Below are 26,965 nucleotides of genomic sequence, written 5' to 3'. Positions count from 1 at the left end.
TTATTTTTGTCAATTCGTAACTAGAAAGATACTGCCTCCGGCTTTACCGGCCTTCAATTCATCAAACCGAACATGGCAACACTCATTAACGACTTTACGTACTCAACCAAATCGGAGCCGCACCGGATGCGTACGCGGCAGATTATGAAAGCCCACCCGGAAGTGAAAAAGCTGATTGGGCAAAAAAATCCTACCACGTTCTGGGTTGCGCTTGGCTGTGTGGCCATGATCATCACGATGGCCTGGTTCCTGCGTGATCAGCCCTGGTGGATGGTTGTTGCGGCTGCCTGGTTCATCGGTGCGTTTCCGGCCCACACGCTGTTTATCTGTATTCACGAAGCGGCGCACAACCTGATTTTCCGTAAGCCCGCCGCCAACATCTGGACGGGCATTTTCGCCAATCTGCCAACGGTATTCCCGACGGCTATCTCCTTCAAGAATTTCCATATCAAGCACCACGCCTTCCAGGGTGTTCACGAACTCGATGCCGATCTGCCCGACTGGTACGAGGCCAAATTGATCAACAACTACGCCATTGGCAAAGCCATCTGGCTGCTGCTGTTCCCGATCTTCCAGGGCATTCGTACCCTCCGCTGCATCGAACTGGCCGTGATTGACAAATGGGTGGTCGCCAACGTAGTGGTTCAACTCGTGTTCGACGTGCTGATCGTTGTCTTCTTCGGCTGGAAAGCGCTTGCCTTCATGGTGATGTGTCTGTTCTTCTCGGTTGGCCTGCACCCACTGGGCGCCCGCTGGATTCAGGAACACTACCTGACCCTCGACCCTGAGCAGGAAACGTACAGCTACTACGGCCAACTGAACAGCGTGAACCTGAACGTAGGGTTCCACAACGAACACCACGATTTCCCCTCAGTCCCCTGGAATAAGCTGCCGCAACTGAAAAAATCGGCTCCTGAATACTACGAGACACTGAAGTACCACACGTCTTATGTGAAACTGCTGTTCCTGTTCCTCTTCAGCCAGGAAGTGTCGCTGTACTCGCGTATCGTACGTAAAGAGCGCGGCCGCGTTACCCTCGACGACCAGTCGAAGCCTGACGTGGAGCTGATTCAGGCGCAGGCCCAGCCGCAGCCCGCAACGGTTTAACCTACCTAGATTTCACAGGAAAGCCCGCTTCTGATTCAGAGGCGGGCTTTTTTTGTTGTCTTAATCTGTATCGGCTTCTACCCCCAACCCCCTGAAGGGGGCTAAAGCTCCGTGACTTAGCAAGCAGCGCAATAGCCCCCTTCAGGGGGTTGGGGGTAGAAGCCGATACAGATTAGGAGTCCACCTTGTTTTTGTCCAAAAATCACAAACCCGCGATTTTGGCGTGCACAGGCCTAAAAACCTTTTGCACAATTGGTTTAGGCCTGTGCGTAGGCCAGGAACATGTACGATGAACTTTGCGATTGCGCGGTTTTATTCCTACTTTTGCGGGCTGAAATAGGTTCTTACTTTTCATATTTACCATATACCAATGATTACGGAAACGGCAGTCAATACGGGTAAGATCACACAGGTGATTGGCCCGGTTGTAGACGTGAGTTTCGAGGCAGAAGGCGCTCGGATTCCGGCTATTCTCGATGCCCTTAAGGTAACGCGGCCCGATGGCCAGGTCGTTATCATGGAGTGCCAGCAGCACCTTGGCGAAGATCGTGTTCGCGCCATTGCGATGGATTCGACTGAAGGGTTACAGCGCGGCATGGATGTGATTGACCTGGGTAGTCCCATCACAATGCCCATCGGCGAAGCCATCAAAGGCCGTCTGTTCAACGTCGTAGGCGAGCCTATCGACGGTCTGGGCGCACTGCCAAACGAGCGTCGGTCATCGATTCACCGGGCTGCTCCCCGGTTCGAAGACCTGGCAACGTCGACCGAAGTACTGTATACGGGTATCAAGGTAATCGACCTGCTGGCTCCCTACGTGAAAGGTGGTAAAATTGGTCTGTTCGGTGGTGCCGGTGTAGGTAAAACCGTATTGATCCAGGAACTGATCAACAACATCGCCAAAGCCTACGAAGGCCTGTCGGTGTTTGCCGGTGTAGGCGAACGTACCCGCGAAGGAAATGACCTGATGCGTGAAATGATCGAAGCCGGTATCATCAAATACGGCGACGCGTTCAAACACAGCATGGAAGAAGGCGGTTGGGATCTGACCAAAGTTGACTACGAAGAGCTGAAGCAATCGCAGGCTACGTTCGTATTCGGTCAGATGAACGAACCCCCCGGAGCCCGTGCCCGTGTGGCCCTGTCGGGTCTGACGATCGCCGAATACTACCGTGATGGTGAAGGCGAAGGTGAAGGCCGCGACATCCTGTTCTTTATCGATAACATCTTCCGCTTCACGCAGGCCGGTTCAGAAGTATCCGCTCTGCTGGGCCGGATGCCATCGGCCGTAGGGTATCAGCCTACGCTGGCCACCGAAATGGGTGCCATGCAGGAGCGTATCACGTCGACCAAGCGTGGTTCTATCACATCCGTACAGGCCGTATACGTACCTGCCGATGACTTGACTGACCCCGCCCCTGCCACGACCTTTGCTCACCTTGACGCCACGACGGTATTGAGCCGGAAAGTAGCCGAACTTGGTATCTACCCTGCCGTTGACCCGCTCGACTCTACGTCGCGGATCCTGTCGGCTGAGGTACTGGGCGAGAAGCACTACGGTACGGCTCAGCGCGTGAAAGAGATTCTGCAACGCTACAAAGAATTGCAGGATATCATCGCCATTCTTGGTCTGGAAGAATTGTCGGAAGAAGATAAGCTGGTGGTAAGCCGGGCCCGTCGGGTTCAGCGCTTCCTGTCGCAGCCGTTCTTCGTGGCCGAGCAGTTCACCGGTCTGAAAGGGGTGTTGGTGCCGATCGAAGAAACCATCAAAGGCTTCAACGAGATCATCGATGGCAAGTATGACCACCTGCCCGAATCAGCGTTCAACCTGGTTGGTAACATCGAAGCCGCCGTTGAAAAAGGTGAGCGTCTGTTGAAAGAAGCAGGACAATAAGGTAGTTTTCTGTTTGCTGTTTTCTGTTGCGCTGCACAGGCCAAGTAGTTGAGTTAGCGAAGCAACAGTAAACGGCAAACGGTAAACAGAAAACGTTATAAAGATGCAACTCGATATCATAACGCCAGACCGGAAGGTATTTTCAGGCGAGGCTTCGTCGGTGACGTTTCCGGGGTCGGAAGGTCAGTTTCAGGTGCTGAACGATCACGCGCCGTTAGTGAGCACACTGGCTCGTGGGCCGGTTACCATTGCCACATCGGGCGGGGTGAAAACCTTTACCGTGGATGGCGGCGTGGTAGAAGTTCTCCGCAACCGCGTGCTGGTTCTGGCCGAAGCCGTTCTGGCCGCGTAAGACGAACGTACCTCTGTACAAAAAGCAGACTCAGTAATGGGTCTGCTTTTTTTGTGGGGTTTGGGTTGCTCGTTGTCGCTTGCCACAGGCAAGCGACAACGGGACCATGACACGAAGCAAGTTTCAACGGAACGGCCACCATTTCCGCGCTCGTGATATGAGCAGGTAGGCTATGGTGCCCAGCGCCGTAACGGTCATACCGGAGAGCATATAGGCTGTGCCGGTAGAATAAAAAATGTAACTCCAGACGGCGATGACCAGAATTACGGGTAACGGGTACAGCGGCATTCGGAACGGGAAATGCACCGCAGGTCTGTCCTCGGCCGTCCGTTTTCGATGCAACAGGAGCAAACCCACCGCCTGCCCGATGAACTGAATGACGACCCGCATGGCCAGAATCGCCGTGATGACGTTGGCTAGTTTAAATAGCAAACTAAAGATGAACGCCAATCCGCCCAGAAAGAGGAGTGAAATGTACGGAAACTCGCGGGTAGGGTGGAGCTTGGCGAATACATTGAAAAACTGTCCGTCGGCGGCAGCGGCGTAGGGAACGCGGGAATAACCGAGCAGTACCGCGAAGAGCGACGAAAAGGCAACGACCAGCACCAGCAACGTGGCAAACCGGGCTGCCCCGCTACCGTATAGCGCCTCCACCATCGTGCTCACGATAAACGGGCTGTTGGCGGCTTTCTCGAAGGGTAATACGCTGGCAACGCTCAGGTTCAACGCACCATAGAGCACCGCAATGCCGACTACCGACAGGAACATGCTCAGCGGGATATTTCGCTCCGGTTTCTTGATCTCGCCCCCCAGGTGACAGATGTTGTAATAGCCTAGATAACAATAAATTGTCTTTACCGAAGCTACGCCAATTGAGGCTGCTAATACGGTAGGCGAAACGCGCTCGGCCGACGTCCAGGCGTCGCTCAGCAACGTACCTACCGACCGCGTTCCGTAGTATAGACCGCCGAAGATCAACCAGCCCATCGTACCGAGCACGCACAGCCACAACAGCACGCTGATACGGCCAATACCATCGATGCGGCGATAGAGTAGGGCAATGACGAGCAGCACCACCGCCCCCGAAACGATCCGGCGCGTGATTTCGTCGAGTGGGTAGAGGTACGAAGCATACTGAGCAAAGCCAATCGCGCCCGACGCAACAACGAGTGGGGCCTGAATCAGCGTTTGCCAGACATAGAGGAAGGAGAGGAGCTTACCCCATTTCTGGTCACCGTACGAGATCTTCAGAAATTGGTAGCTGCCGCCAGCCTGCGGAAAGGCCGCGCCAAGTTCTGACCAGACCAGGGCGTCGATGACGGAGATAAGTGCGCCCAGGGCCCAGGCCAGCAGAAAATGCGGCCCGCCAATGGATTTCATCACGAGCGGAAGCACCACAAACGGCCCAATCCCCACCATGTCGATCATGTTCAGGGCCGTTCCCTGCACTAAACTAAGCCGGCGGGGTAACCCTGCCGAAGGCGTTGACTCAGGTACGTTGGAAGAAGTAGACGTGTTCAAATCAAGCAGTTCCTGACTGTAGGTTGTATACGTCTGTGAATCCGCACCGGGTACGTAAAGTTCCAACAGCGGTTGGTCACGACTAGTATCGTTGGCTTGCGTTGTCGCTTGCCTGTGGCGAGTGACGATTATCGATAGGGCCTCTGGCCCGTTGGTAGACAATTACTGACGATAGGCATAATACTGCTTCGTTAGCTATGAACGGGCCAGAGGCCCTATAGATAATCGTCACTCGCCACAGGCGAGCGACAACGAGGGGTAGTTAGGACTTCTCTACTTCCCCGCTTCCGTCACTTCCAGCACAACGCTGGTACGGCGGTCATTGACGGCGGGGTTCAGGCCAACCGTCATCAGGAAATCGCCGGAATAGGTAACGGCTGGATCGATGGGTGATTTAGCGCCGGGCATCAGGTTTATTTCCTGAACGGTATACCGTTTGTCAGGTTGCAGGCCCCGTAGCCGGATGGGCGGCAGGTCGCTGCCCGCTTTGAAACGGCTGTTGACTAGGTACGCAAACAGCACGGCTTTGTCCTGCTTTTCACTCACGTACAGCATCGATGCCACGTCGTTGGCGTAGGGCGACTGAAGCCGATAGAGGTCGCCGTGGTAGATGGCGGGTTTCAGTCGCTCGTAGCTTTTCAGCGCCTGCTGACTGAATGTTAGCTCGTCGGGCTTCAGGTGGCTCACCACCAGGTCGTAACCCAGCTTCCCCATCATGGCTACGTCGGTGCGGAACTTGATGGGTACGTTGCTCCAGTTGGTGACGTGGTTACAGGTGGCAATGGCCGGGAAAAACATCGAATAGTTGTACTGGATAAAAATTCGCTCGCTGGGACTGGTATTGTCGCTGGGCCAGAATTCGGTGAAGTACTTCAGCGCGCCATAATCGACCCGCGCACCGCCGCCCGAGCAAAGCATCATCGGAACAGCCGGGTACTTGGCCCGCAGTCGATCAAGCACCTTATACAGCCCCCGCACGTAATCGACGTACACGTGATTGGTTGGATTGACCGATGAATAAACGTTGTAGATCACCGCATTACAGTCCCACTTGATATACCCCAGCGTCGGATTTTTGGTGAACAGGCCATCAACTACGCCGTAGACGAATTCCTGCACGGCCGGGTTCGATAGATCCAGCACCTGCTGGTTACGGAAAACGGCATTTTCGCGGTTGGGGAGCCTGATCACCCAATCGGGGTGTTTCGTATAGAGGTCGCTTTTGGGATTGACCATTTCCGGCTCGATCCAGATACCGAATTTGACGCCCGCCGCGTCGGCTTCTTTCACGAGATACCCAAGCCCGTGGGGAAGCTTTGCCTTGTTTTCCTGCCAGTCGCCGAGGCCCGCCCGGTCATTGTTGCGGGGGAATGTATTGCCGAACCAGCCATCATCGAGCAGAAACAGATCGACGCCGAGTTTCTTGCCGTCTTTAAACAGATCGACCAGTTTAGGTTCGTCGAAGTCGAATTGGGTGGCTTCCCAGTTGTTGAGCAGTGTGAGCCGATCGCCGTTTCCCTGCGGAATACGATGATTACGGGCCCAGCGGTGGAGGCTGCGGCTGGCGCCGCCCGTGCCCTGCGTCGAAAAGGTGTAGATCAACGCGGGGGTAGTGAAGTCGCGGCCGGGTTCAAGTGTGTATTCCGAGGCGTAGGGGTTGATGCCAGCCAGCACCCGGACGTTGTGGTATGGATCCAACTCAAACGCGAACTGGAAATTGCCCGACCACGCCAGTGTACCGGCCAGCACCTCGCCCTGCTCTTCCTGCGCGGGCTGGTTCAGCGAGAGCATGAACATGGGCGACTGGAGCATCTGGGCGCGGGTACCCAGCTTGCTGTCGAGCACTTTCATGCCCGCCGTGAGCTGTGTCTCTTCGGGCCGTACCTCGCTGGCCCAGTTTCCGTGGTAATGCGTCAGGAAGTACTTGCCTGCTGACAGGTATAGGTTAGCCGATGCATATTTCTGCAGCCGAACCGCTTTCTTTTCCGTGTGCCGAATCGTTGACCAGCTTTCGAGGACGTCTTCATTCTGGTAGGCCCGAAAATTCAGGGTCACCTCAAACGGGTACTGTGGATCTTTCAGCAACACGGTTGTCAGGGTCTGGCCCTGTCCGGCTGGTTTTGTTTCGTGCCGAACATAGACCAGATCGAGCGAGGGGTTCCCGTCGGCGTGGGTAGCCTGAATGGCTGGTTCGAGCAAACTGCGTGAGCCGGCGGGTGTGTAGGCGGCGTTGTAAAAATCGGAATAGCCTTCGTTCAGGTACGTTATACCCGGTAAACGGCTGTATTCACTGGCCTGTTGCAGCCGCTTTCCGTGATGGACAATAACCAGATGGCCTTCGTTATTGACCCGGAGCACGAGGGCTGTCCGGGCGGTTTCGATAGGAATCTCGATGATGGCCGCAACGGCTGTCTGGGCTACCACCGATAAGGCGAAAAGCAGACTGAGGGTAATCAGGAAGCGCATAAGGAGTGAGAAAGAGCGTCTAAATTAACGTGAGTTATGGATAATTCTTCAATGGATTGCTTTAGCGCATTGCTGACGCCTAGTCGGAGGGCCGTGCGGCAGCAATGCCCTGAATCAGCAGAAATTTACAGCTAGTGCTATGCGTAAATCAGCTCAAATTAAGCTGTATTGATAGGTTATCGAGCCGTCAGTCGATTAATTTTCCGATTCGCTCCATGGTTTCGATGCAGGCGCGGCCACTATGGTAGGGGCATTTCCAGGCGCTGATTTTGGTGTTGCCCAGCACCTTACCTGCCGGGTCGACGCCGCTGAACCACTCGCCGTTTTTTGTATCGAGCAGGTGCGTTTTAATAAATTCCCAGCTAGCGGCCGACTTATCGAGGAATAGGTTGTCTTTGGTCTGCTGGTAGGCGTTCATGAAACCAACCATCGCTTCGGCCATGACCCACCACGACCGTTCGCGGTTCCAGTGGCCCTCGTCGTGGCGTTGCGTGGGCTTGTGCTCGTCGGGGCCTTCATATTCGTAATTCATGCCGCCATCTGCATCAAGGCCAGAGAGCGCCGCCCGCGCCATCAGCACCGATTCTTTGCGCACGTTGGCCAGCCAATCGGCTTCGTGCAAGACCTCGGCGGCTTCGAGCAACAGCCATGATGCCTCAATGTCGTGCCCATAGCTGATGCCCGTGCGGCGCGGCTCCCAGCTCATACCCTGAAACAGCACCATCCGATGCGTTTTAGAATCAATGATATGGCCGAGAAAATTGTGGATCAGGCCACGTACCTGCGCTTTCAGGCCGTTATCTGGCCAGACGCGGAGCAGGCCGACGAAGGCTTCCAGGATGTGCAGGTGCGTATTCATCGTCTTGCTCTCGCCGTTGTCTTTGCGCGCAATAGCATACGATGTCGCTTCGGTCCAGTCGCGGGCAAAAGCTTCGATGAAACCGCCTTTTGCCGGGTCATAGGCGTGTTTCACCATGTTGCGGTAAATGGCCTGCGCGAATTCCAGCGCTGGTTTATGCTTCGTAACGCGGTAGTATTCACTCAGACCATAGACCGCAAACGCCTGTCCGTACAGCTGCTTGCTATCGTCCGTTGGTTTGCCCTGGGCATCGACCATCCAGTACACGCCACCGTATTGCGGATCACGAAAATAGGTATTGAGGTAGTCGAAAGCGCGTTTTGCCACCGGCAGGTATTCATCATCGTGCTGCGTATGGCGGGCCGCGGCCGAAAACGTCCAGAGAATACGGCTGTTCAACACCACGCCTTTCGCGTCGTTGGGTCTGGGTACGTTGTCGTATCCCACCGTTCCGTAGAATCCGCCATTGACTGGGTCGGGGGCGTAGCGTTGCCAGTAGGCCAGACTATCTTTCAACTCCTGGCTGAGTTCACGCTGCCAGAGGCGCAGGTCGGGTACGGTCATGATCGGACACAGATTGTTGGTTGGTATGCGGAGGCTGATGGTACGCGGATTTTGGATTCAAAACGGATTTGCCCTGCTTCAGCCCTCAGAATCCACGTAAATCCAAAATCCGCGTACCATTAGCCTCCGCGTGCTCACGTCAGAAGTAGGTTTTCATTACGGCGGGGTACTGGGGGATGACTTGTTCAGGGTCTTGTATCTCCGGGTGCCACAGTTTCTCCCATTCAAAGCTATAATACCCGCTGTAGCTACCGGCCTTTAACGCATTGATGGCTTCGCGAAGGGGGGCTTCGCCCTGCCCAACCTGCACATACTGCTGTTTCCCATCTACCAAATGAAGGTCTTTCACGTGCACATGCCGGATGAATGGTTTCAGTTGTCGATAAACCGCCGCCGGGGCTTCCTTTGCATCGACCCACATATTGACGATATCCCAGATCAGGCCTACGTTCGGGTGTCTGGCCGCCTGCATGATCGGAAGCAGTAAGTCGCTCCGGGTTAGCTCCCCGTGCGATTCGAGCAGCACCGTCACTGCGCTGGGTTTGGCATACGTACCCAACTCCAGCAGCCCGTCGCTGATCAGCCGCAGTGTGTCTGGTCGATGCTGGTCGGGCGGCAGCTGGTCGGGAAAAACGCGGACAAACGGGCAATCGAGTTCGTGGGCCAGATCGATGAAGCGGCGGGCATCGTCGAGGTTCTTTTGCCGTTTGCTGGCATCAGCATGGTGCAATTGGGCCGACGACCCCAGGTTACAGATACGAACGCCCCGATCGGCAAACTGGGTACGTGTTTCTCTGGCGCGGGAGACCGAACTAAACGCCGGTATTTTGGTCAGATCCAGTTCACCCTGCACCCCCCGAAACTCAACAGCCCGATAACCAGATTTGGCGGCAACGTTTAGAATGGTGGCCAGATCCCATGTTGGGCAACCGAGCGTAGAGAACGAAAAACGCGGTTTTCTGGCTGTAAAACCTGGCAACGTACCCAGCAAGACCGTAGACAGTCCGCCCAAAAGTGTTGTTTTTAGTGCGTCGCGGCGCGTTGGTCTGTTCATGAGTTTAATTGGTATGGCAGGCTTCGCGCTCAGTTGCTTCTGGCTGCAGCCAAAAGCAACTGAGCGCGAAGCCTGCCAATCATAAATCCCCCCGTTTCATCTGCTTCACGGCGTAGTCGACGGCGCGGGCGGTGAGGGCCATGTAGGTCAGCGACGGGTTCTGACTCGAGGTGGATGTCATGCAGGCACCGTCGGTGATGAACACGTTTGTACAGGTATGCAGTTGATTCCACTGGTTGAGCAGCGACGTTTTCGGGTCGCGGCCCATCCTGACGCCGCCCATCTCGTGGTTTTCGCTACCCGGTAGTCGGCCGGTGTCGTGGGTTTTGATATTGGTGAAACCGGCGCGGTCATACATCTCGGAGAGCTGTGTCCAGAAGTCACGAAGCATCTTTTCGTCGTTATCGTCGTAAGTAACCGACACGCGAAGTAACGGAACGCCCCACTGATCAGTCAGCGCTGGGTCGAGGCGGACGGTGCTGGCTTCTTTCGGAATCGTTTCGCCCATCATCCCTGACAATACCTGCCAGGGACCAGGCGTGTAGCGGCTCAAGCGTTCTTTCAGGTCGGCGCCAAACCCGTCTTTGTCTACCTGTGAAGGGCGCGACGCGTAGAAGGTAGAAGTATAGCCCCGTAGAAACAGGGACGCCGGCCCGCTCGTTTCCTGCTTATGCACATTCCGAAACCGGGGAATGTAACAGCCGTTGGGCCGTCGGCCCCAGGTTGTTGAATCGGCGAAGCCGTCATACTGGGCGGTAACGCGCCCCCGGTAGCTATGAAAAGCCATAAACTTGCCCAGCAGCCCATTATCATTGCCCAATCCGGCGGGAAAGCGGGTCGACGTGGAGTTCAGCAGAATCTTGTTCGTGTTCAGGGTCGAAGCGTTGAGGAACAAAATGCGGGCGTAATACTCGGTCATCTGGCCGGTATGCACATCGATCACCCGAACGCCGGTGGCCTTGTCGGACGCGGCCCCGGCTTTCTTCTCGTCATAGATCACCGAATGCACCACCGAATCGGGCCGGAGGGTGAGCTTGCCGGTCTTCATCGCCCACGGAATCGTCGACGAATTGCTGCTGTAGTAGCCACCGAACGGACAGCCGCGTTCGCAGAGCGTGCGGTGCTGGCATTGGGCACGTCCCTGTTTCGTATGGATCGGGTTCGGCTTTGTGAGGTGCGCCGCCCGACCAATAATGACGGGCCGGTCGGGGTATTTCTCAGCCATCTGTTGCGTAAAGAATTTTTCTACGCAGCTCATCTGGTGAGGCGGTAAAAACTCGCCGTCGGGTAGCGTAGCCAGGCCGTCGCGGTTGCCCGAAATGCCCGCAAACTTCTCCACATGGCTGTACCACGGAGCGAGATCAGCGTAGCGAATGGGCCAGTCGACGGCGAACCCATCACGGGCGGGGCCGCTGAAATCGAAATCGCTCCAGCGCTGGGTTTGCCGCCCCCACAATAACGACCGACCACCTACCTGATTCCCCTGAATCCAGTCGAAAGGCTTGTCCTGTATGTATGGGTTCTCGCTGTCTTTGGCGTAAAAATGGGCGCTCCCTTCATAAAACGCGTAATTCCGGCTGGCAACGGCGTACTCTTTTTTTGTGTGAAGGCTTGCCTGACCCCGATGGTCAAAATCCCAGGGATTCAGCAGGGCCGTCGGGTAATCGGTCACGTGCGCCACGTTGCGGCCACGGTCGAGCAGGAGGGTGCGCAATCCTTTTTCCGTCAGTTCTTTGGCTGCCCAGCCGCCGCTGATGCCTGACCCGACCACAATGGCATCAAACTGATTCCGAGGGACCATACTATTCGTTGAGGCGCTGGCAACGTACCTAGGCCAGATACGTTACTGATCGTCTCTACTTGTTTAGTCTGGTAAGGCGTTGAATGGCGTATTCTAACCTGTGTGGTTACGTATTGATTGGTGCTGATGCGTGTTGCTTCGCGCTGTAGGCCCTCCGACTAGGCGAACCGGCCTAGTCGGGGACGCCTAGTCGGGGATCGCGGCGGCGAACCGGCCTAGTCGAAGGGCCTAGCTCGCGAAGCACCAAACGCCCCTAACGCTACCCCACCACTGGCAGCTTGATCGTAAACTCAGTGAACTGCCCTTCTTCTGTGTCTATGGTGAGCGTGCCACCGTGGCCTTTTGTGATGATGTCGTAGCTGATCGACAGGCCGAGGCCAGTACCTTGTCCGGCGGGTTTGGTGGTGAAGAACGGCTGGAAAATCTTCGCTTTTACCGATGCCGGCATACCCGTGCCGTTGTCGCGGATGGTGATGCAGACCTGATTCACGTCCTGCTGCGTGGAGACAACAACTTCGGGCTGGTAGCCAGCTTCGCCCTGCTGCTGCCGTTTCTGAACCGCATAAAAAGCGTTGTTGACAATATTGAGAATAACCCGCCCCACTTCCTGCTGACTCACCAGTACATCAGGCAGCATTGGGTGCAGATGCATAGTCAGTTTGACAGCAACCGATCTGTCTTTTGCCTGAAGGCTGTGGAAGGCCAGTTTAGCGTATTCGTCAGTCAGCGCATTCAGGTCGGTCGGTTCTTTCTGGCCACCGGTAGTGCGGGCGTGCTCCAGCATGCCTTTGATAATGGCCGATGCCCGGTTGCCGTGTTCACTTATTTTCTGAAGATTCTGCTGCACATCCGCCAGTAACTCGCTTTCCAGTTCCTCGTCGCGGTGTGGTTCGGCACGGTGATCGATCAGCTCAGTGACCAGCTCGGTACTGACTTCCGAGAAGTTATTGACGAAGTTGAGCGGATTCTGAATTTCATGCGCGATACCCGCCGTCAGCTCCCCAAGCGACGCCATTTTTTCGGATTGAATCAGTTGCGCCTGTGTGGTTTTCAACTGGGCGAGCGTGGTTTGCAGGGCCTCTTTCTGCTCATTCAACTGCTGGTTGGCCACTTGTTTGGCGCGGTTGTTCCGGCTTAGGACGAATAAGAATGCACCCAGCAACGCGATACACCCGATCAGAACCAGCACGTATTGGCGTTGGCGGTTGGCGTCCTGTTCGCGTAACTGACGGTCTTTTGTCAGCAGTTGAATCTGCGACTCCTTTTTCAGCAGGTTCTGTTTGTAGGCCAGCGAAGCCAGCCGCCGACTGGTTGCCTCGGCCGTCAGGCTGTCTTTGTAGGCTGTGTATTGCAGAAAATATTGATACGCTTTGGCGTAGTCGCCCTCCTGGGCAAAGGCTTTGCTCAGGGCCTGGCTCGAGTCGCGGAGTTTTTTCTGTACCGTCAACTGACGAATGACCTGTGGGTTCTTTCTGTCGAAATGAATGAGCGTATCCAGCCAGCGGTCCACGAAATCGGGTTTCATCCGAAAATGACGTACCCAGTCGGGGTTCATCGGTGCAGTAGGAACGGTAGTGGTGTAATCAACGGGCGTTTCAGGCGGAGATTTTCGGTCGGGTAGTCGCCTGCCGGCCGTTGTGGGTGGTTCCATTGTGAACGGAAAATTGTCTGGCCCCCGGCCACGTGCCATGGCATTGGCCGCCATCGTTTTGCCCAACGATTCAAGGATGGGGCTGAAAAGCGCTGCCGATGAGGGTGATGTACGCAGGCTACTCGCCTGTATCCGGGCAACCTGCCCTAATGTCCAGCCTGTTTCGTTTACGTCGCGGAGCTGGACAGCCAACCGGCCTGCTTCCTGAATAAGGGCCGCTGCCTCCTGAGTTTGCTGTTGTTGCACCCGTAGATTGGCCAACTGGCTCAGGGCCACTATCTGCCCCGGCACATACGCTAACCGGCGAGTCTGCACCAGCAATGAATCGGTCGTTTCAACAGAGGTTGCGGGTTTGGCGAGGGTGCTTCTTAAGCGATACATGCCCCGTCTGGCTGGCTGTGGCCCGCCGCCCGGTACACTGTCACCCTGAATGGTCTGTGTTTGTCCGGAAAGCGCAGAAGCCAGCAAAAACAGCAGAAGGCAAATTGGTCGACCCGGTTGGAAGAGCTGTTTCATGAATAACGTACCTGAAGATGCCGCTTTGAAGGCTTTAAGGCCTCTGGGTGTAACGGAGTTGCCCGTCACCTTCGGCCGACTAAAGATAGATCACAGGACTGTATTTGACGAAGCGCCTGGTGCACAAGCGGAGTGATAAACATACGGAATAATACACCACTGATGGATAGGGCTCAACGACCGGGTTGCACAGGAGGTGCGCGTTGGAACGCCCGTCCCTAAAACTTCTCAACCATTTGGCAGGTCTCCGGCTTATTCAGAGAAAATGGCTATCAATGAAATGGAACTAGCAGGAAAAGTAGCGCTCATTACTGGTGCAGGGTCGGGTATTGGTAAAGCAACGGCCGTGCTGATGGCAAAGGCAGGGGCCAGAATCGTTGCCATAAGCCGCACCCAAGACGAAATTGACGAGACAATCCGGGCCGTGGAGCAGGCAGGTAGCGAGGGATTAGCCTTGACGGCCGACATCGCCAAAGCTGATGACATGAAGCGAGTGTACGACGAATTGGCCAAACGCTTTGGCCGACTCGACATTATTTTCGCCAATGCAGGTATCAACGGTATGTGGGCGCCGATTGACGAGCTGACGCCCGAGGAATGGCAGAAAACGATCGACATTAACCTCACCGGCACCTACATGACGGTTCATTTTGGCGTGCCGCTCCTGAAACGGCAGGGTGGAGGTGCCATCATCATTACGGCCTCTGTCAATGGTACCCGTATCTTCACCAATACAGGATCAACCGCTTATTCGAGCACAAAAGCGGCGCAGGTTGCTTTCACACAGCTGATTGCGCTGGAACTGGCCAAAGATAAAATCCGGGTGAATGTGGTTTGCCCCGGCGCCATCGACACGGAGATCGACGATAATTCCTCGAAACGGGATATCGATACGATCAAAGAACCGGTAGAGTTTCCGGCAGGCAGCATTCCACTCACCGACGGAAAACCGGGCACCGCCGATCAGGTCGCCGACCTGGTGCTATTCCTGGCTTCTGACCGGGCCAGCCACATCACCGGCACGCCCATCTGGATCGACGGTGGTGAATCGCTACTGGTCGGTTAAACAACCTATAAAACCTGCGGGTTTACTATAATATTTGCTAATCAAACTCAACGACATGAAAAAGTACTGGATAACCAGCCTGGTCTTTGCCTTTTGCCTAACCAACCTGGCTGTTGCCCAACAGCCAACGCAGCAATCATCCAGCGCGAATGCGACTCCTTCACCACCCAGAAAAACATCATCACGCGAGGGCCTTAACCGCAAAGGGGGCGTTGACGTAGGCCGGGAAGGCAGCCCAAAAATGAAAGATGGTGTTTCACGATCCGGTAATTCGAACCTCTCGCCTACATCGCCCACCAACGTGCCCCCGCCGGGTGGTGATAAGCCAGGTACGTCGGCCGGAACGAAGGCTACCGGTGGCGCCAGTGCTGCGGGTGGCTCAACGGCAGCACCCACAACAGCACCGGCTCCGGCAAAACCAAAAGGAACCGGGACGCGGAACGGGAACACGGGTTCGGCGGGCATCAAGCCAGTGCAAACGCAGGGAAGCACATCCGAGGGGTCTGCCAGCGTTCCGTCGCCGGGTGGCGCATCAGGTACCGGTACCAAAACGGTTCGATCAGTACAACCCAAAAGTCGCGCCGCTATGATGGACGCCAAGGCAAAGCAGAACCAGCCTTCAGCTGCCGGGCAAGCCAGCAGCGCTACAAAAACGGGTAGTAATGGGGCGGCTTCGCCGGGGGCAACCAACATCACCATTACCGATCGTGCTCAGAAAGAAGGCTCTTACAGCGACGCCAGCAAACGGAATAAAACACCGGAAGGCGCGAGCAAAGACCCGCTGAAGACAGGTCCGAACGGGCAGCAGACAAAGCCTAAACAGTGAGGTAACGGCCAACGGGGTTTGTGGCGTTGGTAGGTAGGCCAATTTTAATAAATTGGGCGGTCGAACAAACCAATCGATTCGTCGTCAGGCTATGCTCCGTCCCAAACCATGCGAAGAACTCGCCACGCTTACCGGGTTGCTGTCTGCCCGGGAGTATGTGTGCGAAGAATGCGTAAAAACGGGTGATTCGTGGGTGCATCTACGTACCTGCCAAACCTGTGGCAAAACGCACTGCTGCGATTCGTCGCCCAATAAACACGCGACCAAACACTTTCTGGCCACGCAACACCCTGTTATCGCATCGGCCGAGCCGGGGGAACAATGGGTGTGGTGCTTCGTACATGAACAGATAGCTGCTTGGTAGCCATAAAAAAAGCGTCGGCCATTTACTGGTCGACGCTTTTTTATAGACGCAATGGGTTATTTATCGCCCGTAGCCCGTGTTTTCACTGTTGGTAGCCATCAGCGGGTACTGGTCGAAGATGGACCGGACAATCCCTTTAAAGTAGTTATTCTTGAAATTGGCGTTACGCATCATTTTCGAGGCGTAGCCTTTCCAGATAACCTGGTATGTTTCGGCATCGATCAGGGAGATCATCAGCGTGCCTTCGTCGAGGTTATAATCAACGCGTTTGTAGGTAGCGTCATCATCTTCCCGCACAACCCAATCTTTGATAATGGGCTGCTGATACCCCCGGAAACGGAGATCACTGCGGAAAATATTGTACGAAACGAGCAGATTCGGGGCGCGGTTACTGACCCGATATCCACGCGCTTCCATCTGGTGCCGAATGGCGTCCTGAATGTCAGAGCAGAGTAAGGTTGAGTCGATGAACTCGCACTCCAAAAAGTTGAACGATTTATAATCCTTGAAGTGACCTTCATAGCTGTAATCATGTTCAACGAATAGCTTGCCGCCTCCAGGCGAACAGCATACCATGCTAAAACCGGCCAAAGCCAGCACAACGAACAAGCCGACAAATCTGCTCATAATTATGGATGTAAATGTTGTTAATTCAGATAATAAGTAAGGTGAAGTGAAGGAAATGATGTATGCTTTCAACAGCAATCTACCGACTATTGTTTGGTGTTGCAAGCATACAACGTACCGAATTGATAATTTATTAACCCCGATAGTAATCAAGGGCTTGGCGCATCAATGTTTTACTGACCGGTATATCATAAGCACATCGCCCGGGGCCATCAACGAGGGCCATCCGTACCTGCCCGGCCCGGTTTTTTTTGTCCTGAAGCGTGTGGGCCAGAATTGGCTCCGTATCCTCAGTTTTCAGCGCAACACGACCATATACGGCAAAAAGGTATTCTTCGATTTCCTGCAGTAAAGTCGCCTCGATCATCCCGAGTTGAAAACTGAGGTAAGCTTCCATAATCATACCAGCGGCAATGGCTTCGCCATGCAATAAGCGGCCTCTGGGGCGGTCGAGAAAATGCGTTTCAACGGCATGACCCAGCGTATGTCCGAAGTTCAGAATCTTCCGAAGGCCTTTCTCGGTGGGGTCCTGCGCCACTACACGTTCTTTAATCGCTACTGAATGGGCTACGGTCTTGTTCCAGTCGATGTCTTCCAGGTCATAACGCCGGAGCCTCGCCCACTCGGCGGCGTCGGCGATGAGGCAATGCTTGATCACTTCGGCAAACCCTGAACGCAACTCCCGTTCGGGCAACGTACCCAGAAAGGCCGTGTCGATCAGAACGGCGCTGGGTAACTGAAAAACGCCTATATGATTTTTTAAGCCTTGAAAGTCGATGCCCAGCTTGCCACCCACGCTGGCGTCGACCTGCGACAGCAGGGTAGTGGGCAACTGGGCAAAGGCAATGCCCCGTTTATACGTTGCTGCACAAAAACCACCCATATCGCCAATGACACCGCCCCCCAGATTCAACACCAACCCATGCCGGTCAACGTTGGCGCGGGTGAGCGCCCCCCAAATGGTTTCACAGGTAGTCAGTTGCTTGTGCCCCTCGCCAGCGGGAATTCGAACCAGCGTATGTTTTGGTAACAGCGACTTCACCAGCGGGTAGCAATGTTTAGCAGTATGGGTATCAACCAGCACAGTCAATGATGAGGATTGTTGCTGCTCGATAAACGAAGGGAGACTTTCGGTGAGCGGGGCTATGGTTACAGACATGGAACTAAAGGATAGGTAATACTGGAGAAACTGGAGTAGATCCGCGTCTGTCTGACGCAGGTACGTTACTTTACAGGCAGAGGTTGCCTGGCTACGCTATTTTAGGTACGTTTCCTAGCGGGCGCGGGCGGCTAAGTCGGTAATGGGAATATCGAGTAGTCGCCCAATGGGTTTTCCGTCCCGGTAGGCTGCCACGCGGAGACGGTCGCCTCCTTTCGGGAAAATGAAGGGCTGAAGATACCGCGGAGAGAGTGCATCGGGCAGGGTATTATCGGTGGTGTAGAACAGGTCGATGCCGGCCAGTTCGTGACTGATCATAATGTCCAGTAACCCCGAGGTCTGCCGTTGCACGGTTACGTATGGATTCAAATAGCTACGGCTATAGTTGGTGCCTGCCACGTCGAAACGGGTAAAATGGCTTTCGATACGCCGGATAAAGTCAGGCCAGTTGCGGCTGTTTTTCGGCGACCAGAGTACTTCGGCAATGGCCAATGCACGCGGCCAGATCATGTACTCGGCATGACGGACAGTAGGCACCGACTCGGTCCAAAGGTTGGCTTGCCCGCCCAGAATAAGCTCGGCCCGTACACTGTCTGGCACAGGCTCGAAGGCATACGAATTGCTGAGGCGACAGATGCCGTAGGTACTTGGTTCGGCCGAGGGGTCGCCCTGATACAGGTCGAGGTAACAGTTCTGGTAGGGCGTCATGATCACCGGATGCCCCTGTTTAGCCGCCGTAATTCCGCCAGCCATCCCGCGCCAGCTCATCACGGTCGCATTGGGAGCCAACCGAATCGCCGGACCGTCTCCCTCCAGAATCTCATCCCAGCCAATGAGTCGTTTGCCCTTGCTCTGTACGATCTTCTCCACGCGCCGGATGAAATAGCGCTGGATTTCCTCAACAGTTTTCAGCCCGTTGGCTGCCATCAGCGGTTTGCAGGCGGCGCACTGTTCCCAGAATCCTTTGTAGGCTTCATCGCCACCGATATGTATGTAGGGGCCGGGAAACAATTGCGCAATTTCGGTCAGCACCTTATCGACAAACAGGTACGTGCTGTCGTTACACGGATTCAAGTTGTTGTCTTCCAGCTTGTAGAATTTCCCGTTTGGATAGATCGGGACCACTTTTCCGCTGCAAGTTAAAGCCGGATAGGCAGCAATGGCGGCCAGCATATGCCCTGGCATATCAATCTCGGGCACTACCATGACCTGCCGTTCGGCGGCGTACTGCACCACTTCGCGAATATCATCCTGGGTGTAGAAACCGCCGTAGTTCTGGGCTTCGCCGGGAATGGGGTTCTCGCGGTTAGTCCAGCGGCCCGTGCGCGGCGCTCGCCAGGCCCCCACCTGTGTCAGGCGGGGCAGTGCTTTGATCTCGACCCGCCAGCCCTGATCGTCGGTGAGGTGCCAGTGAAACACGTTGTATTTGTAGCGAGCCATCTGGTCGATAAACTGTTTGACCTGCTCTTTCGTAAAAAACGACCGGCTCACATCGAGCATCATGCCCCGCCAGCCAAACCGGGGTTGGTCACGGATCGTAACGGCTGGAATGGTGGTCCGGCTGGCTGCTGCGACAGACGTACCTGCAAATCGAAAATTCGGCCGTTCACGGTCGGCAGGAAGCAATTGCCGTAGGGTCTGTAGCCCATAAAAAATGCCCGCCGGTTCAGGAGCCGTGAGCCGGATACCCGTTGGCAAAACCACCAGCTCGTAGCCTTCCCGCCCGATGTTAGGCACAGGTGCCAGCCGGACGGTAATCGCATTGGTGGGCCTGGCCAGGTCGTTGAGACGCAGGCCGGGCATATTGGCCTGCACTAGCTGTCGCACCTCGGCAACCGGCGTCAACACGGCCAGCTGCGTGTTGGCGGTAATCGTGAATTGGCCGGTCCCTGCCTGCACGAATTGTGGTTGGGGAATCAAAGCTGGCAACGGAAGCTGGGCAAAAGCAGGCAACGTTACGGTGAGCAGACCGAATAAAATCGATTTCATGGACGAACATCTTGTCGCCACGAAGGTAGGTAAACCCGTTGTTTACTAGGAATACGTGATATACTGATTCTGCACGCTGCCATCATCGTACAAATCGACAACGGCGTAGCCCGCGGCGGTATACTGGTAGGCACCGAACCACCAGGCACCGCTCACCGCTCCATTGCAGTAGTAACTGACTCCATTAAGATCCACACGATCGGTCAGATGGATATGGCCACTCAGGCAGGCTTTCACGTTGGGATGCCTGGCAAACAGATCAACCAGTCGACGGGCGTCGGCGTGCATCCATCGGCCAGGTACGTTCCAGGTCTGTCCTTCGTAACGTTTGCCGTCGAAGAAAACGCAGGCGGCCAGAATCGGAATGTGCGTGATCACCAGCACGGGTACGTTAGCGGGCGTTGCCCGTAAATCGGCCACCAGCCAGTCGTACTGCGCTTCGTCGAGGTGGGCGGTGTACCAGCTTCCGTCAGCGTTCGCCTGCACACTGTCGAGGATGATCAGGTGCCAGCCGTTCCGGTCAAGGCTGTAATAGGGCCGGGTGATAGCCAGTTCATCCATCGCCCATTTTCGCCCATCGGCCAGGGCTATCGCTGTTTCCTCGCGGCACCAGATATCGTGGTTGCCTACGCAACTCAAGACCAGCAGGCTGTTATCCTGCTGCAACACCTCGCGATACAGTTTCCACTGGCGTTCAACACTGCTACGCCCCCTACCGTGCGCTTCCATGATGGCGTCGCCGCCGTTGACCAGTAAATCGGGTTTGATCGCGAGGTTTTGGGCGTGGTGCAAACAGCGGCCAAACCCTTTGGCCGCCCCTACCATCGCTTGCATGTGTACATCCGTGAGGTGGGCAATGCGTACCGAACGACGGGGTGCTGGTTCGATTGTAAGCGAGGGAGAACAGGCCGCCGATGCGTGTGAATCGGGCAAAAGGGAAGCGGCGTGGGCGGCAAGCGAAGGCGTAGCCAGGGTGGCAAGACCAGCGCCCGCCCGTTTAAGTAGGTTCCGGCGATTCATAGTCCGTTTTCTCGCTACAAAAGTCGCCTGGTCCCATGACGTAGCTATTGGCCTATGGTTATGAATCTGTTAGGTATTTCGGTCGCCTGCGGCTTTTCGTAATAATTCGGTAATAGCAATGAAAATGGATCATTAGCAAGGCCAACGGGGCTGGAAGGCGTATATTGAGCCACTAAATTGCTCCCTGCGTATGGCCCGACTGATCTACATTCATGGGTACGTCGAAGACCCAAGTATTTTCGATAACCTGGCTCCGCTACTCCCTACAGCGTCGGTGTTGACACTGAACTTACGGGATGAATTTGCCCGGTGGGATCCCGACGATAAAACCGTAAACGTTTCGACGCTGGCAGCGTACCTGGCCAGGACCCATCAGATCAGCGCCGACGACGTGGTGATCGGGCATTCGATGGGCGGCTGGATTGCGGCCAACCTAAAAGCGCAAACGGGTTGCCGGGCCGTGCTTATCTCATCATACACCGATGTCAAGAAGGTAATCACATTCACCCGTAATATTGGCCTGGTTCGGCTACTTGTCAACTGGGGTATTGTGCAGAGTAACGCATTTGCCAGCTATGCCCTGAAAAAATATCCGTTCGACGAGTCTCGATCGCTACACAAAGCACTGATTAACAACATGCTCAGCCAACCACGGCGGTATGTTTATCAGCAGCTACGCGTTTTACTGGCCCCGTTTCCTATCCCGCCCGCCACCCCCGATGTTCGGATCCATACCCCTCCCGACAATGTGTTGCGCTATCCCGATGAACCGTACCACAAAACGCCTGGCGATCATTTCAACCTGGTTTTTCATCCCGAAGCGGTCGCCGCGCCAATTTTAGCCTGGTTAGCAGGCTTAAGGCAAGGGGCTTAAGCCTTTTCTTCCCCGTATAAGCACATACAGTAACATGCCTAACGGACCGAGCATAAAGCAGAACAGCAGGCAGGGAACCAGCCAGCCGTGGGCAATAGTGTACTGCTGGGCATCACGGAGGATCCAGCAGCCAGCGACCAGATCAAAGGCAAGGTAATGTATCCAGCCGGCCAGCAGTACGCCCTCGCCGCCCTGCTCAAAGAGCGTCATGACTCCTTTTAAGGTAGCAAACGACATAAAGTCGAGCGTGCCGCCTGTACTGGTGAACAGGTAGTACGCGTATAGGATGGCGAGTAGGGCGGGAATCAGCAGCGTTCGGGTGAGCCACTGCGTAACGTGCCAGCGCGGAGCCGTCAACATCAATAGCCATTGAGGGAAGACGAGCGCATTGGCGAGTGAGAAAGCCGATTCGTATGACATAGTCAACAAGGAAAGGTCTACTTATCTAAAGTAACGCTTTAGTATGAAAGGCCCAAGGAAAGTAATCCACAATATATTAGGTTATCCACACTGATTTAGGGGTAAAGTGTGGATAACTCACGTAAATGTTTAGTATATACTGATTGAATGGGCTAAATAGGCATAACATTTTCCCCGGTTTACAGTTGCTCGGCCACCCGTTTGACCAGCGAAGTATGTCCGGTTGGCAACAGGGTTAATGCACTGTTGGGCAATAGGTCGATGAGCGGCTGTACACGTCGTTGGGGCAAAACAACATCGTACATTCCTAGAAACAGACGTACCTGAACGCCATGCTCGATCATCGTTTTGGCAAACACATGCCTGTCAATGCGCAGCAATCGAAAACCCGTCCAGGATTGATAGATCTGGGTACGTTGGGCGGGCGTCTGCATAGTTGCTTCGCCAAAGCGGAGTAATGACGCATTGAGCAGACCAGCTTTAACCAATACATGGGCTGCCTTTGTGAACAACGGTGTGTTATTCAGGAAGAAACGTAACAACGCTCGTCCAGCTTTAGTCGACGTGGCCAGCGTAAACCAGGGGTTTTGCGTAATGCCATCGGGAGCCAGTAATACTAGCTCGCCCACCCGGTTGGCAAACAATTGAGCGGTGATCAGGGCAAAACGACCGCCTATACTGAAACCAACTACCGAAAAGCGATCAATCCGGTGCCGGGCCATGAATTCGGTGAGTAAACTTTGCCAGTACGTACTGGTTATTACCGAAGGCCAGCCGGCAAGCCGGCTTTCACCGTGGAAGGGAAGATCAACGCTATAAATCGTGTGGGTGGATGCCAATGGCTTGGCAAATGGCTCAAAACAGCGACTATCCTGACCAATACCGTGAAAAGCCAGCCAGACGATTGGCCCCGAACCGTATTTGATAAACGTTAACACTTTGTAGACGCTGGTTGCTATAGACCAACGTTTGATGCCTATGCAAACATTCCCTAACCTCGCCGCTTTCACGGCCCATGCCGGGCAGGAACTCGGTACAACAGACTGGGTGACGATCTCACAAGAGCAAATCCAGTTGTTTGCTGACGCCACCGGCGACCACCAGTGGATTCATCTGGAGCCAGACCGGGCCGCTCGTGAATCGCCCTATAAGACCACCATCGCGCACGGATTTCTGACATTATCACTGGCACCTCATTTGCTGGCCGATATTTACAAAGTGGAGTCGGTGAAGATGGGCATCAACTACGGAGCCAACAAAATTCGCTTTACCAATGCGGTACCAAGTGGAAGCCAGGTACGTATGAAAGCATGGTTGCACCACGCCGAGCCGACCAATGCCAATGAAGACAGCGACGGTGTTCGGGCCATCATCGAGTGCGTGTTCGAAGTAGAAGGCCAAACCAAGCCTGCCTGCGTTGCCGAGTTGATTATGTTGTTGTTTGAGTAAAAAAAGATGGCCCATGCACAATGGATCATGGCTTCGCCACGGAACGTACCCAGGCAGAGTCATTGTCCATGATTCACCGGGCATGGGCCATTAAAAACGCTTATGCGCCTAAACGATAAAGTTGCCATCATTACAGGAGGAGCGCGCGGCATTGGCCGGTCTGCTGCTGACATTTTTACCCGCGAGGGTGCCACCGTCATTATCTGGGATATGCTTGATGACGGCGAGACAACCGCCCAAAGCCTACGCGATCAGGGTCGGAAGGCCACCTTCATGCGGGTGAGCGTTACCGACGTACCTGGCGTGGAAGAAGCCGTTCGGTCGGTACTGGAACAGCATGGCCAGATCGATATTCTGGTCAATAATGCAGGTATCACCCGCGACCGCACCCTGCTTAAAATGAGCCATGCCGAGTGGCAACAGGTGATCGACGTGAACCTGACGGGTGTCTTCAACTGTACAAAAGCGGTGGTGCCACATATGGTCGAGCGCGGCTATGGCCGAATCATCTGTACCTCGTCGGTGGTGGGCGTACACGGCAATTTCGGCCAAACAAACTATGCTGCCACCAAAGCGGGGGTGGTTGCCATGTGCCGTACCTGGGCCAAAGAACTTGGCTCGAAAGGGATTACCGCCAATGCCGTTGCGCCCGGTTTTATTCGGACCGATATGACCGATGCGATGCCCGAAGAGGCCCGACAGGCTACCATTAAACTGATTCCCGCCAAACGAATGGGTGAGCCCGAAGACATTGCCTACGCTTATCTGTACCTGGCGTCTGAGGAGGCTTCGTTCGTGAACGGGCAGGTTCTCGGTGTCAATGGCGGGCAGGCATCATAAGGAGTCCTCTGTTTTCTGGCCTCTGTCTTCTGTTCCGCCGCCAGGCAACGACTTGTCTCATTAGTAAAGCAACAGAAAACAGAGGCCAGAGGACAAAAAACCGTATGCATGCATACTATTTACTTTGTACTTTTGTCGTAACTCGTTTCATCATCACAACTATGACAACGGCACCACAAGACCTGCAGGGCCTTAATTTTAATTTATCAGAAGAACACTTGGCTGTCCAGGAAGCCGCCCGTGACTTTGCCAATACCGAACTGTTGCCGGGTATTGTTGAGCGTGACAATGCCCAGCAATTTCCAGCCGAACAGGTACGTCGGATGGGTGAATTAGGCTTCCTGGGGATGATGGTCTCACCTGATTATGGCGGCGGCGGTATGGATACCGTCTCTTATGCACTGGCTATCGAGGCCATTTCGAAGGTCGATGCATCCGCTTCCGTCATCATGTCGGTCAATAATTCGCTGGTTTGCTATGGGCTGGAAGCCTTCGGGTCAGAAGAACAGAAACAGAAATACCTGGTACCGCTGGCTACCGGGCAGATGATTGGCGCGTTCTGTTTGTCAGAACCCGAAGCAGGCTCTGATGCTACCTCACAAAGCACTACCGCCGAAGACCGGGGCGACCATTACGTCATAAATGGCACCAAAAACTGGATCACCAACGGGGGCTCGTCGGGGGTGGCGCTGGTGATTGCGCAGACAGACCGGGAAAAAAAACACCGGGGCATCAACTGCCTGATCGTTGAGAAGGGAACCCCCGGCTTTGTGGTCGGGAAAAAAGAAGATAAACTGGGTATTCGCGCGTCAGATACTCATTCGTTACTATTCACCGATGTGAAAGTGCCCAGAGAAAATCGAATCGGTGAGGATGGGTTCGGCTTCAAATTCGCCATGTCGACCCTGAACGGTGGCCGAATCGGTATCGCGGCTCAGGCACTCGGCATTGCGGCGGGGGCTTATGAGCTGGCGCTTAAGTACAGCCAGGAGCGCAAGGCGTTCGGTAAAGCCATTTATGAGCACCAGGCCATTCAATTTAAACTGGCCGAAATGGCAACGAAAATTGAAGCGGCCCGCCTGCTGGTCTATAAGGCGGCTCGGTTGAAAGACGAGCACAAAGACTATGTGCAGGCAGCCGCTATGGCTAAGCTGTTTGCGTCGGATATTGCCATGTGGGCAACCACCGAAGCCGTTCAGATACACGGTGGTTACGGCTTCGTCAAGGAGTTCCATGTTGAGCGAATGATGCGCGACGCCAAGATCACCCAGATCTATGAAGGTACCTCTGAAATCCAAAAATTAGTGATTGCCCGCGAACTGATTCGATAGGTAGTTTCTTAAAAAAACTATATTTTAATGAGGTGACGGCCCTATTTTCAGCGAATAGGGCCATTTTTTTTTAGCTAACGGAAACTTTTGTGCTTGTATTAGTTTTGTACAATTTATTAGTTTTGTGCAATATTGCAGCGCAACACGGCTACAGTAATCCCGTTCCGACTATGGAAGACTATAATAAGATTATCGAATCGCTGGGGGTGAAATTTATCAAGGCACGGAATATTCGTATCCTCCAGCCCATTGTGATCAAGAATTTCTACGATGTGGAGAACACATTGTTGATCCTATATAACGGTGAAGTGTCATACGGCGACGAGCATCAGAAAGTTGATATCGGTGATATGCTCTTCATTCCAGGTGGCAAACACGTAACGGTTACCTACGGCGAACCATCGAACCCGAAGCCCGTCACGAATGAAGAGTTCATGACCCACCGGGAACATTATTTCGAGGCGAACCGCGACCCGACCCGTATTGGCAATATGCCCAATTCGTTTGGGTACGTCTCTTTTGAAGCGAAGGTGTTCGACTCAGTCAACTTCTTCAATTCGCTCGACGTGCCGCCGTTTATCATCAAGCATGATGAAACGCTGGCGCAGGCCATCCGGCAAATCCTGATCGAGGATATGACCGATGTGGCTGGCAAAGGGCGGGTAATTAAGATCAAGACCGAGGAGATCGTGATTGAGGTGATCCGTTATATTCTGAAGCAACGTCTGTTTGTTGAACAACTGGTCACCAATAGTACTTACTTTAAAGATCCTCGCCTGATCGACATCTTTGCCTATATCAAAGACAATATTGGTGGTGACCTCTCGAATAAAGTGCTCGCCAATGTGGCCAACGTATCGGAAGATTACGTGGGTCAGTATTTCAAGATGCTGACGGGCATCAATCCGCAGGACTATATCGAATACCAGCGGATGGAAGCGGCTGTGGGCTTGCTACGCACCAGCAAGAAAAGCATTCGGGCAATCGGCGCTGAAGTAGGGTACAAAGATACCGCCTATTTCTGCCGTCGATTCAAGATGATGTTCGGTATCCCAGCCGGTAAAATGCGCCGCCGTGAATCGCTCATGAACGTCTAAGCTAGCAAACGACTCCTTTTATAAACTGTACGTTAAAAGCCCGACTCGGATACTTCTGAGTCGGGCTTTTTGTTTGCTATAAAATATAAGTAAGCAAATTTTCTATTTTAGAAACACA

The 26,965-nt window shown here is 54.4% G+C and carries 23 protein-coding genes; 11 read left to right on the top strand and 12 right to left on the bottom strand.

Annotation, left to right across the window (positions count from 1 at the left end):
* Positions 1-72: 72 nt before the first annotated feature.
* The 3 genes from ACAW75_RS01155 to atpC all read left to right on the top strand — a co-directional run bounded on the left by ACAW75_RS01155 (position 73) and on the right by atpC (position 3,353).
* Complete coding sequence (locus ACAW75_RS01155; RefSeq protein WP_370726825.1) at positions 73-1,107, top strand: fatty acid desaturase; 1,035 nt, start codon at positions 73-75, stop codon at positions 1,105-1,107.
* Positions 1,108-1,477: 370 nt separating this feature from the next.
* Positions 1,478-3,001, top strand: coding sequence for a F0F1 ATP synthase subunit beta (gene atpD, locus ACAW75_RS01150; RefSeq protein ID WP_370726824.1), 1,524 nt, complete (start codon positions 1,478-1,480; stop codon positions 2,999-3,001).
* Between the two features lie 103 nt (positions 3,002-3,104).
* On the top strand, positions 3,105-3,353 hold the full coding sequence (atpC, locus tag ACAW75_RS01145; protein ID WP_085411989.1) for an ATP synthase F1 subunit epsilon: 249 nt from the start codon (positions 3,105-3,107) through the stop codon (positions 3,351-3,353).
* 123 nt (positions 3,354-3,476) lie between these two features.
* Here atpC and ACAW75_RS01140 read toward each other — a convergent pair whose 3' ends face one another.
* The 6 genes from ACAW75_RS01140 to ACAW75_RS01115 all read right to left on the bottom strand — a co-directional run bounded on the left by ACAW75_RS01140 (position 3,477) and on the right by ACAW75_RS01115 (position 13,785).
* Positions 3,477-4,940, bottom strand: coding sequence for an APC family permease (locus ACAW75_RS01140; protein WP_370726823.1), 1,464 nt, complete (start codon positions 4,938-4,940; stop codon positions 3,477-3,479).
* A 207-nt stretch (positions 4,941-5,147) separates the two neighbouring features.
* Entirely contained in the window at positions 5,148-7,340 is a 2,193-nt protein-coding gene (locus ACAW75_RS01135) for an alpha-galactosidase (protein WP_370726822.1), read from the bottom strand.
* A gap of 187 nt (positions 7,341-7,527) precedes the next feature.
* A complete protein-coding gene (locus ACAW75_RS01130; protein ID WP_370726821.1) occupies positions 7,528-8,763 on the bottom strand; it encodes an AGE family epimerase/isomerase in 1,236 nt (411 codons plus the stop codon).
* Positions 8,764-8,902: 139 nt separating this feature from the next.
* Positions 8,903-9,817 carry a sugar phosphate isomerase/epimerase family protein gene (locus ACAW75_RS01125; RefSeq protein ID WP_370726820.1) on the bottom strand — a complete coding sequence of 305 codons (915 nt, stop codon included), beginning with the start codon at positions 9,815-9,817 and terminating at the stop codon, positions 8,903-8,905.
* Positions 9,818-9,896: 79 nt separating this feature from the next.
* Positions 9,897-11,618 (bottom strand): FAD-dependent oxidoreductase, encoded by a 1,722-nt coding sequence (locus ACAW75_RS01120; RefSeq protein WP_370726819.1) that lies wholly within the window; start codon positions 11,616-11,618, stop codon positions 9,897-9,899.
* Positions 11,619-11,877: 259 nt separating this feature from the next.
* Positions 11,878-13,785: a sensor histidine kinase gene (locus ACAW75_RS01115; RefSeq protein WP_370726818.1), complete on the bottom strand. Its 1,908-nt coding sequence runs from the start codon at positions 13,783-13,785 to the stop codon at positions 11,878-11,880.
* Between the two features lie 265 nt (positions 13,786-14,050).
* On the opposite strand from ACAW75_RS01115, the gene ACAW75_RS01110 reads away from it, so the two are divergent.
* The 3 genes from ACAW75_RS01110 (at position 14,051) to ACAW75_RS01100 (ending at position 16,041) form a co-directional block, all read left to right on the top strand.
* A complete protein-coding gene (locus ACAW75_RS01110) occupies positions 14,051-14,851 on the top strand; it encodes an SDR family oxidoreductase (protein WP_370726817.1) in 801 nt (266 codons plus the stop codon).
* 55 nt (positions 14,852-14,906) lie between these two features.
* Entirely contained in the window at positions 14,907-15,677 is a 771-nt protein-coding gene (locus tag ACAW75_RS01105; protein WP_370726816.1) for a hypothetical protein, read from the top strand.
* 91 nt (positions 15,678-15,768) lie between these two features.
* Complete coding sequence (locus ACAW75_RS01100; RefSeq protein ID WP_370726815.1) at positions 15,769-16,041, top strand: UBP-type zinc finger domain-containing protein; 273 nt, start codon at positions 15,769-15,771, stop codon at positions 16,039-16,041.
* A gap of 60 nt (positions 16,042-16,101) precedes the next feature.
* Here ACAW75_RS01100 and ACAW75_RS01095 read toward each other — a convergent pair whose 3' ends face one another.
* The 4 genes from ACAW75_RS01095 to ACAW75_RS01080 form a co-directional block, all read right to left on the bottom strand.
* Positions 16,102-16,668, bottom strand: coding sequence for a DUF4136 domain-containing protein (locus tag ACAW75_RS01095; protein WP_370726814.1), 567 nt, complete (start codon positions 16,666-16,668; stop codon positions 16,102-16,104).
* Positions 16,669-16,801: 133 nt separating this feature from the next.
* Entirely contained in the window at positions 16,802-17,827 is a 1,026-nt protein-coding gene (aroB, locus tag ACAW75_RS01090) for a 3-dehydroquinate synthase (RefSeq protein WP_370726813.1), read from the bottom strand.
* Between the two features lie 114 nt (positions 17,828-17,941).
* The gene (locus ACAW75_RS01085) at positions 17,942-19,816 is read right to left on the bottom strand and encodes a beta-N-acetylhexosaminidase (RefSeq protein WP_370726812.1); all 1,875 of its coding nucleotides are present in this window, start codon (positions 19,814-19,816) and stop codon (positions 17,942-17,944) included.
* A 45-nt stretch (positions 19,817-19,861) separates the two neighbouring features.
* Complete coding sequence (locus ACAW75_RS01080; RefSeq protein ID WP_370726811.1) at positions 19,862-20,836, bottom strand: metallophosphoesterase family protein; 975 nt, start codon at positions 20,834-20,836, stop codon at positions 19,862-19,864.
* Positions 20,837-21,026: 190 nt separating this feature from the next.
* Between ACAW75_RS01080 and ACAW75_RS01075 the strand changes: the two genes are divergently transcribed.
* Positions 21,027-21,710, top strand: coding sequence for an alpha/beta fold hydrolase (locus ACAW75_RS01075; RefSeq protein ID WP_370726810.1), 684 nt, complete (start codon positions 21,027-21,029; stop codon positions 21,708-21,710).
* Here the strand turns inward: ACAW75_RS01075 and ACAW75_RS01070 are convergent.
* Positions 21,693-22,130: an ABA4-like family protein gene (locus ACAW75_RS01070; RefSeq protein WP_370726809.1), complete on the bottom strand. Its 438-nt coding sequence runs from the start codon at positions 22,128-22,130 to the stop codon at positions 21,693-21,695. The two genes, ACAW75_RS01075 and ACAW75_RS01070, sit on opposite strands and share 18 nt — an antisense overlap.
* Before the next feature lie 179 nt (positions 22,131-22,309).
* A complete protein-coding gene (locus tag ACAW75_RS01065) occupies positions 22,310-23,068 on the bottom strand; it encodes an alpha/beta hydrolase (RefSeq protein ID WP_370726808.1) in 759 nt (252 codons plus the stop codon).
* A gap of 40 nt (positions 23,069-23,108) precedes the next feature.
* On the opposite strand from ACAW75_RS01065, the gene ACAW75_RS01060 reads away from it, so the two are divergent.
* The 4 genes from ACAW75_RS01060 (at position 23,109) to ACAW75_RS01045 (ending at position 26,847) form a co-directional block, all read left to right on the top strand.
* Entirely contained in the window at positions 23,109-23,579 is a 471-nt protein-coding gene (locus ACAW75_RS01060) for a MaoC family dehydratase (RefSeq protein WP_370726807.1), read from the top strand.
* A 102-nt stretch (positions 23,580-23,681) separates the two neighbouring features.
* On the top strand, positions 23,682-24,419 hold the full coding sequence (gene fabG / locus ACAW75_RS01055) for a 3-oxoacyl-[acyl-carrier-protein] reductase (protein ID WP_370726806.1): 738 nt from the start codon (positions 23,682-23,684) through the stop codon (positions 24,417-24,419).
* Positions 24,420-24,580: 161 nt separating this feature from the next.
* Positions 24,581-25,750 carry an acyl-CoA dehydrogenase gene (locus tag ACAW75_RS01050; RefSeq protein ID WP_370726805.1) on the top strand — a complete coding sequence of 390 codons (1,170 nt, stop codon included), beginning with the start codon at positions 24,581-24,583 and terminating at the stop codon, positions 25,748-25,750.
* A 170-nt stretch (positions 25,751-25,920) separates the two neighbouring features.
* A complete protein-coding gene (locus tag ACAW75_RS01045) occupies positions 25,921-26,847 on the top strand; it encodes an AraC family transcriptional regulator (RefSeq protein ID WP_370726804.1) in 927 nt (308 codons plus the stop codon).
* The last annotated feature ends 118 nt before the right edge of the window (positions 26,848-26,965 follow it).

The sequence above is a fragment of the Fibrella arboris genome, assembly GCF_041321095.1.
Lineage (GTDB): Bacteria > Bacteroidota > Bacteroidia > Cytophagales > Spirosomataceae > Fibrella > Fibrella arboris.
The sequence above is the reverse complement of the archived record's forward strand: the minus strand, read 5'-3'. Positions and strand labels throughout refer to the sequence as shown.

Excerpts from the sequence above, each read along its gene's own strand:
- ACAW75_RS01155 (WP_370726825.1), top strand. The coding sequence starts at position 73 with ATGGCAACACTCATTAACGACTTTACGTACTCAACCAAATCGGAGCCG.
- atpD (WP_370726824.1), top strand. The coding sequence starts at position 1,478 with ATGATTACGGAAACGGCAGTCAATACGGGTAAGATCACACAGGTGATT.
- atpC (WP_085411989.1), top strand. The coding sequence starts at position 3,105 with ATGCAACTCGATATCATAACGCCAGACCGGAAGGTATTTTCAGGCGAG.
- ACAW75_RS01135 (WP_370726822.1), bottom strand. The coding sequence starts at position 7,340 with ATGCGCTTCCTGATTACCCTCAGTCTGCTTTTCGCCTTATCGGTGGTA.
- ACAW75_RS01130 (WP_370726821.1), bottom strand. The coding sequence starts at position 8,763 with ATGACCGTACCCGACCTGCGCCTCTGGCAGCGTGAACTCAGCCAGGAG.
- ACAW75_RS01125 (WP_370726820.1), bottom strand. The coding sequence starts at position 9,817 with ATGAACAGACCAACGCGCCGCGACGCACTAAAAACAACACTTTTGGGC.
- ACAW75_RS01120 (WP_370726819.1), bottom strand. The coding sequence starts at position 11,618 with ATGGTCCCTCGGAATCAGTTTGATGCCATTGTGGTCGGGTCAGGCATC.
- ACAW75_RS01115 (WP_370726818.1), bottom strand. The coding sequence starts at position 13,785 with ATGAAACAGCTCTTCCAACCGGGTCGACCAATTTGCCTTCTGCTGTTT.
- ACAW75_RS01110 (WP_370726817.1), top strand. The coding sequence starts at position 14,051 with ATGGCTATCAATGAAATGGAACTAGCAGGAAAAGTAGCGCTCATTACT.
- ACAW75_RS01105 (WP_370726816.1), top strand. The coding sequence starts at position 14,907 with ATGAAAAAGTACTGGATAACCAGCCTGGTCTTTGCCTTTTGCCTAACC.
- ACAW75_RS01100 (WP_370726815.1), top strand. The coding sequence starts at position 15,769 with ATGCTCCGTCCCAAACCATGCGAAGAACTCGCCACGCTTACCGGGTTG.
- ACAW75_RS01095 (WP_370726814.1), bottom strand. The coding sequence starts at position 16,668 with ATGAGCAGATTTGTCGGCTTGTTCGTTGTGCTGGCTTTGGCCGGTTTT.
- aroB (WP_370726813.1), bottom strand. The coding sequence starts at position 17,827 with ATGTCTGTAACCATAGCCCCGCTCACCGAAAGTCTCCCTTCGTTTATC.
- ACAW75_RS01085 (WP_370726812.1), bottom strand. The coding sequence starts at position 19,816 with ATGAAATCGATTTTATTCGGTCTGCTCACCGTAACGTTGCCTGCTTTT.
- ACAW75_RS01080 (WP_370726811.1), bottom strand. The coding sequence starts at position 20,836 with ATGAATCGCCGGAACCTACTTAAACGGGCGGGCGCTGGTCTTGCCACC.
- ACAW75_RS01075 (WP_370726810.1), top strand. The coding sequence starts at position 21,027 with ATGGCCCGACTGATCTACATTCATGGGTACGTCGAAGACCCAAGTATT.
- ACAW75_RS01070 (WP_370726809.1), bottom strand. The coding sequence starts at position 22,130 with ATGTCATACGAATCGGCTTTCTCACTCGCCAATGCGCTCGTCTTCCCT.
- ACAW75_RS01060 (WP_370726807.1), top strand. The coding sequence starts at position 23,109 with ATGCAAACATTCCCTAACCTCGCCGCTTTCACGGCCCATGCCGGGCAG.
- fabG (WP_370726806.1), top strand. The coding sequence starts at position 23,682 with ATGCGCCTAAACGATAAAGTTGCCATCATTACAGGAGGAGCGCGCGGC.
- ACAW75_RS01050 (WP_370726805.1), top strand. The coding sequence starts at position 24,581 with ATGACAACGGCACCACAAGACCTGCAGGGCCTTAATTTTAATTTATCA.
- ACAW75_RS01045 (WP_370726804.1), top strand. The coding sequence starts at position 25,921 with ATGGAAGACTATAATAAGATTATCGAATCGCTGGGGGTGAAATTTATC.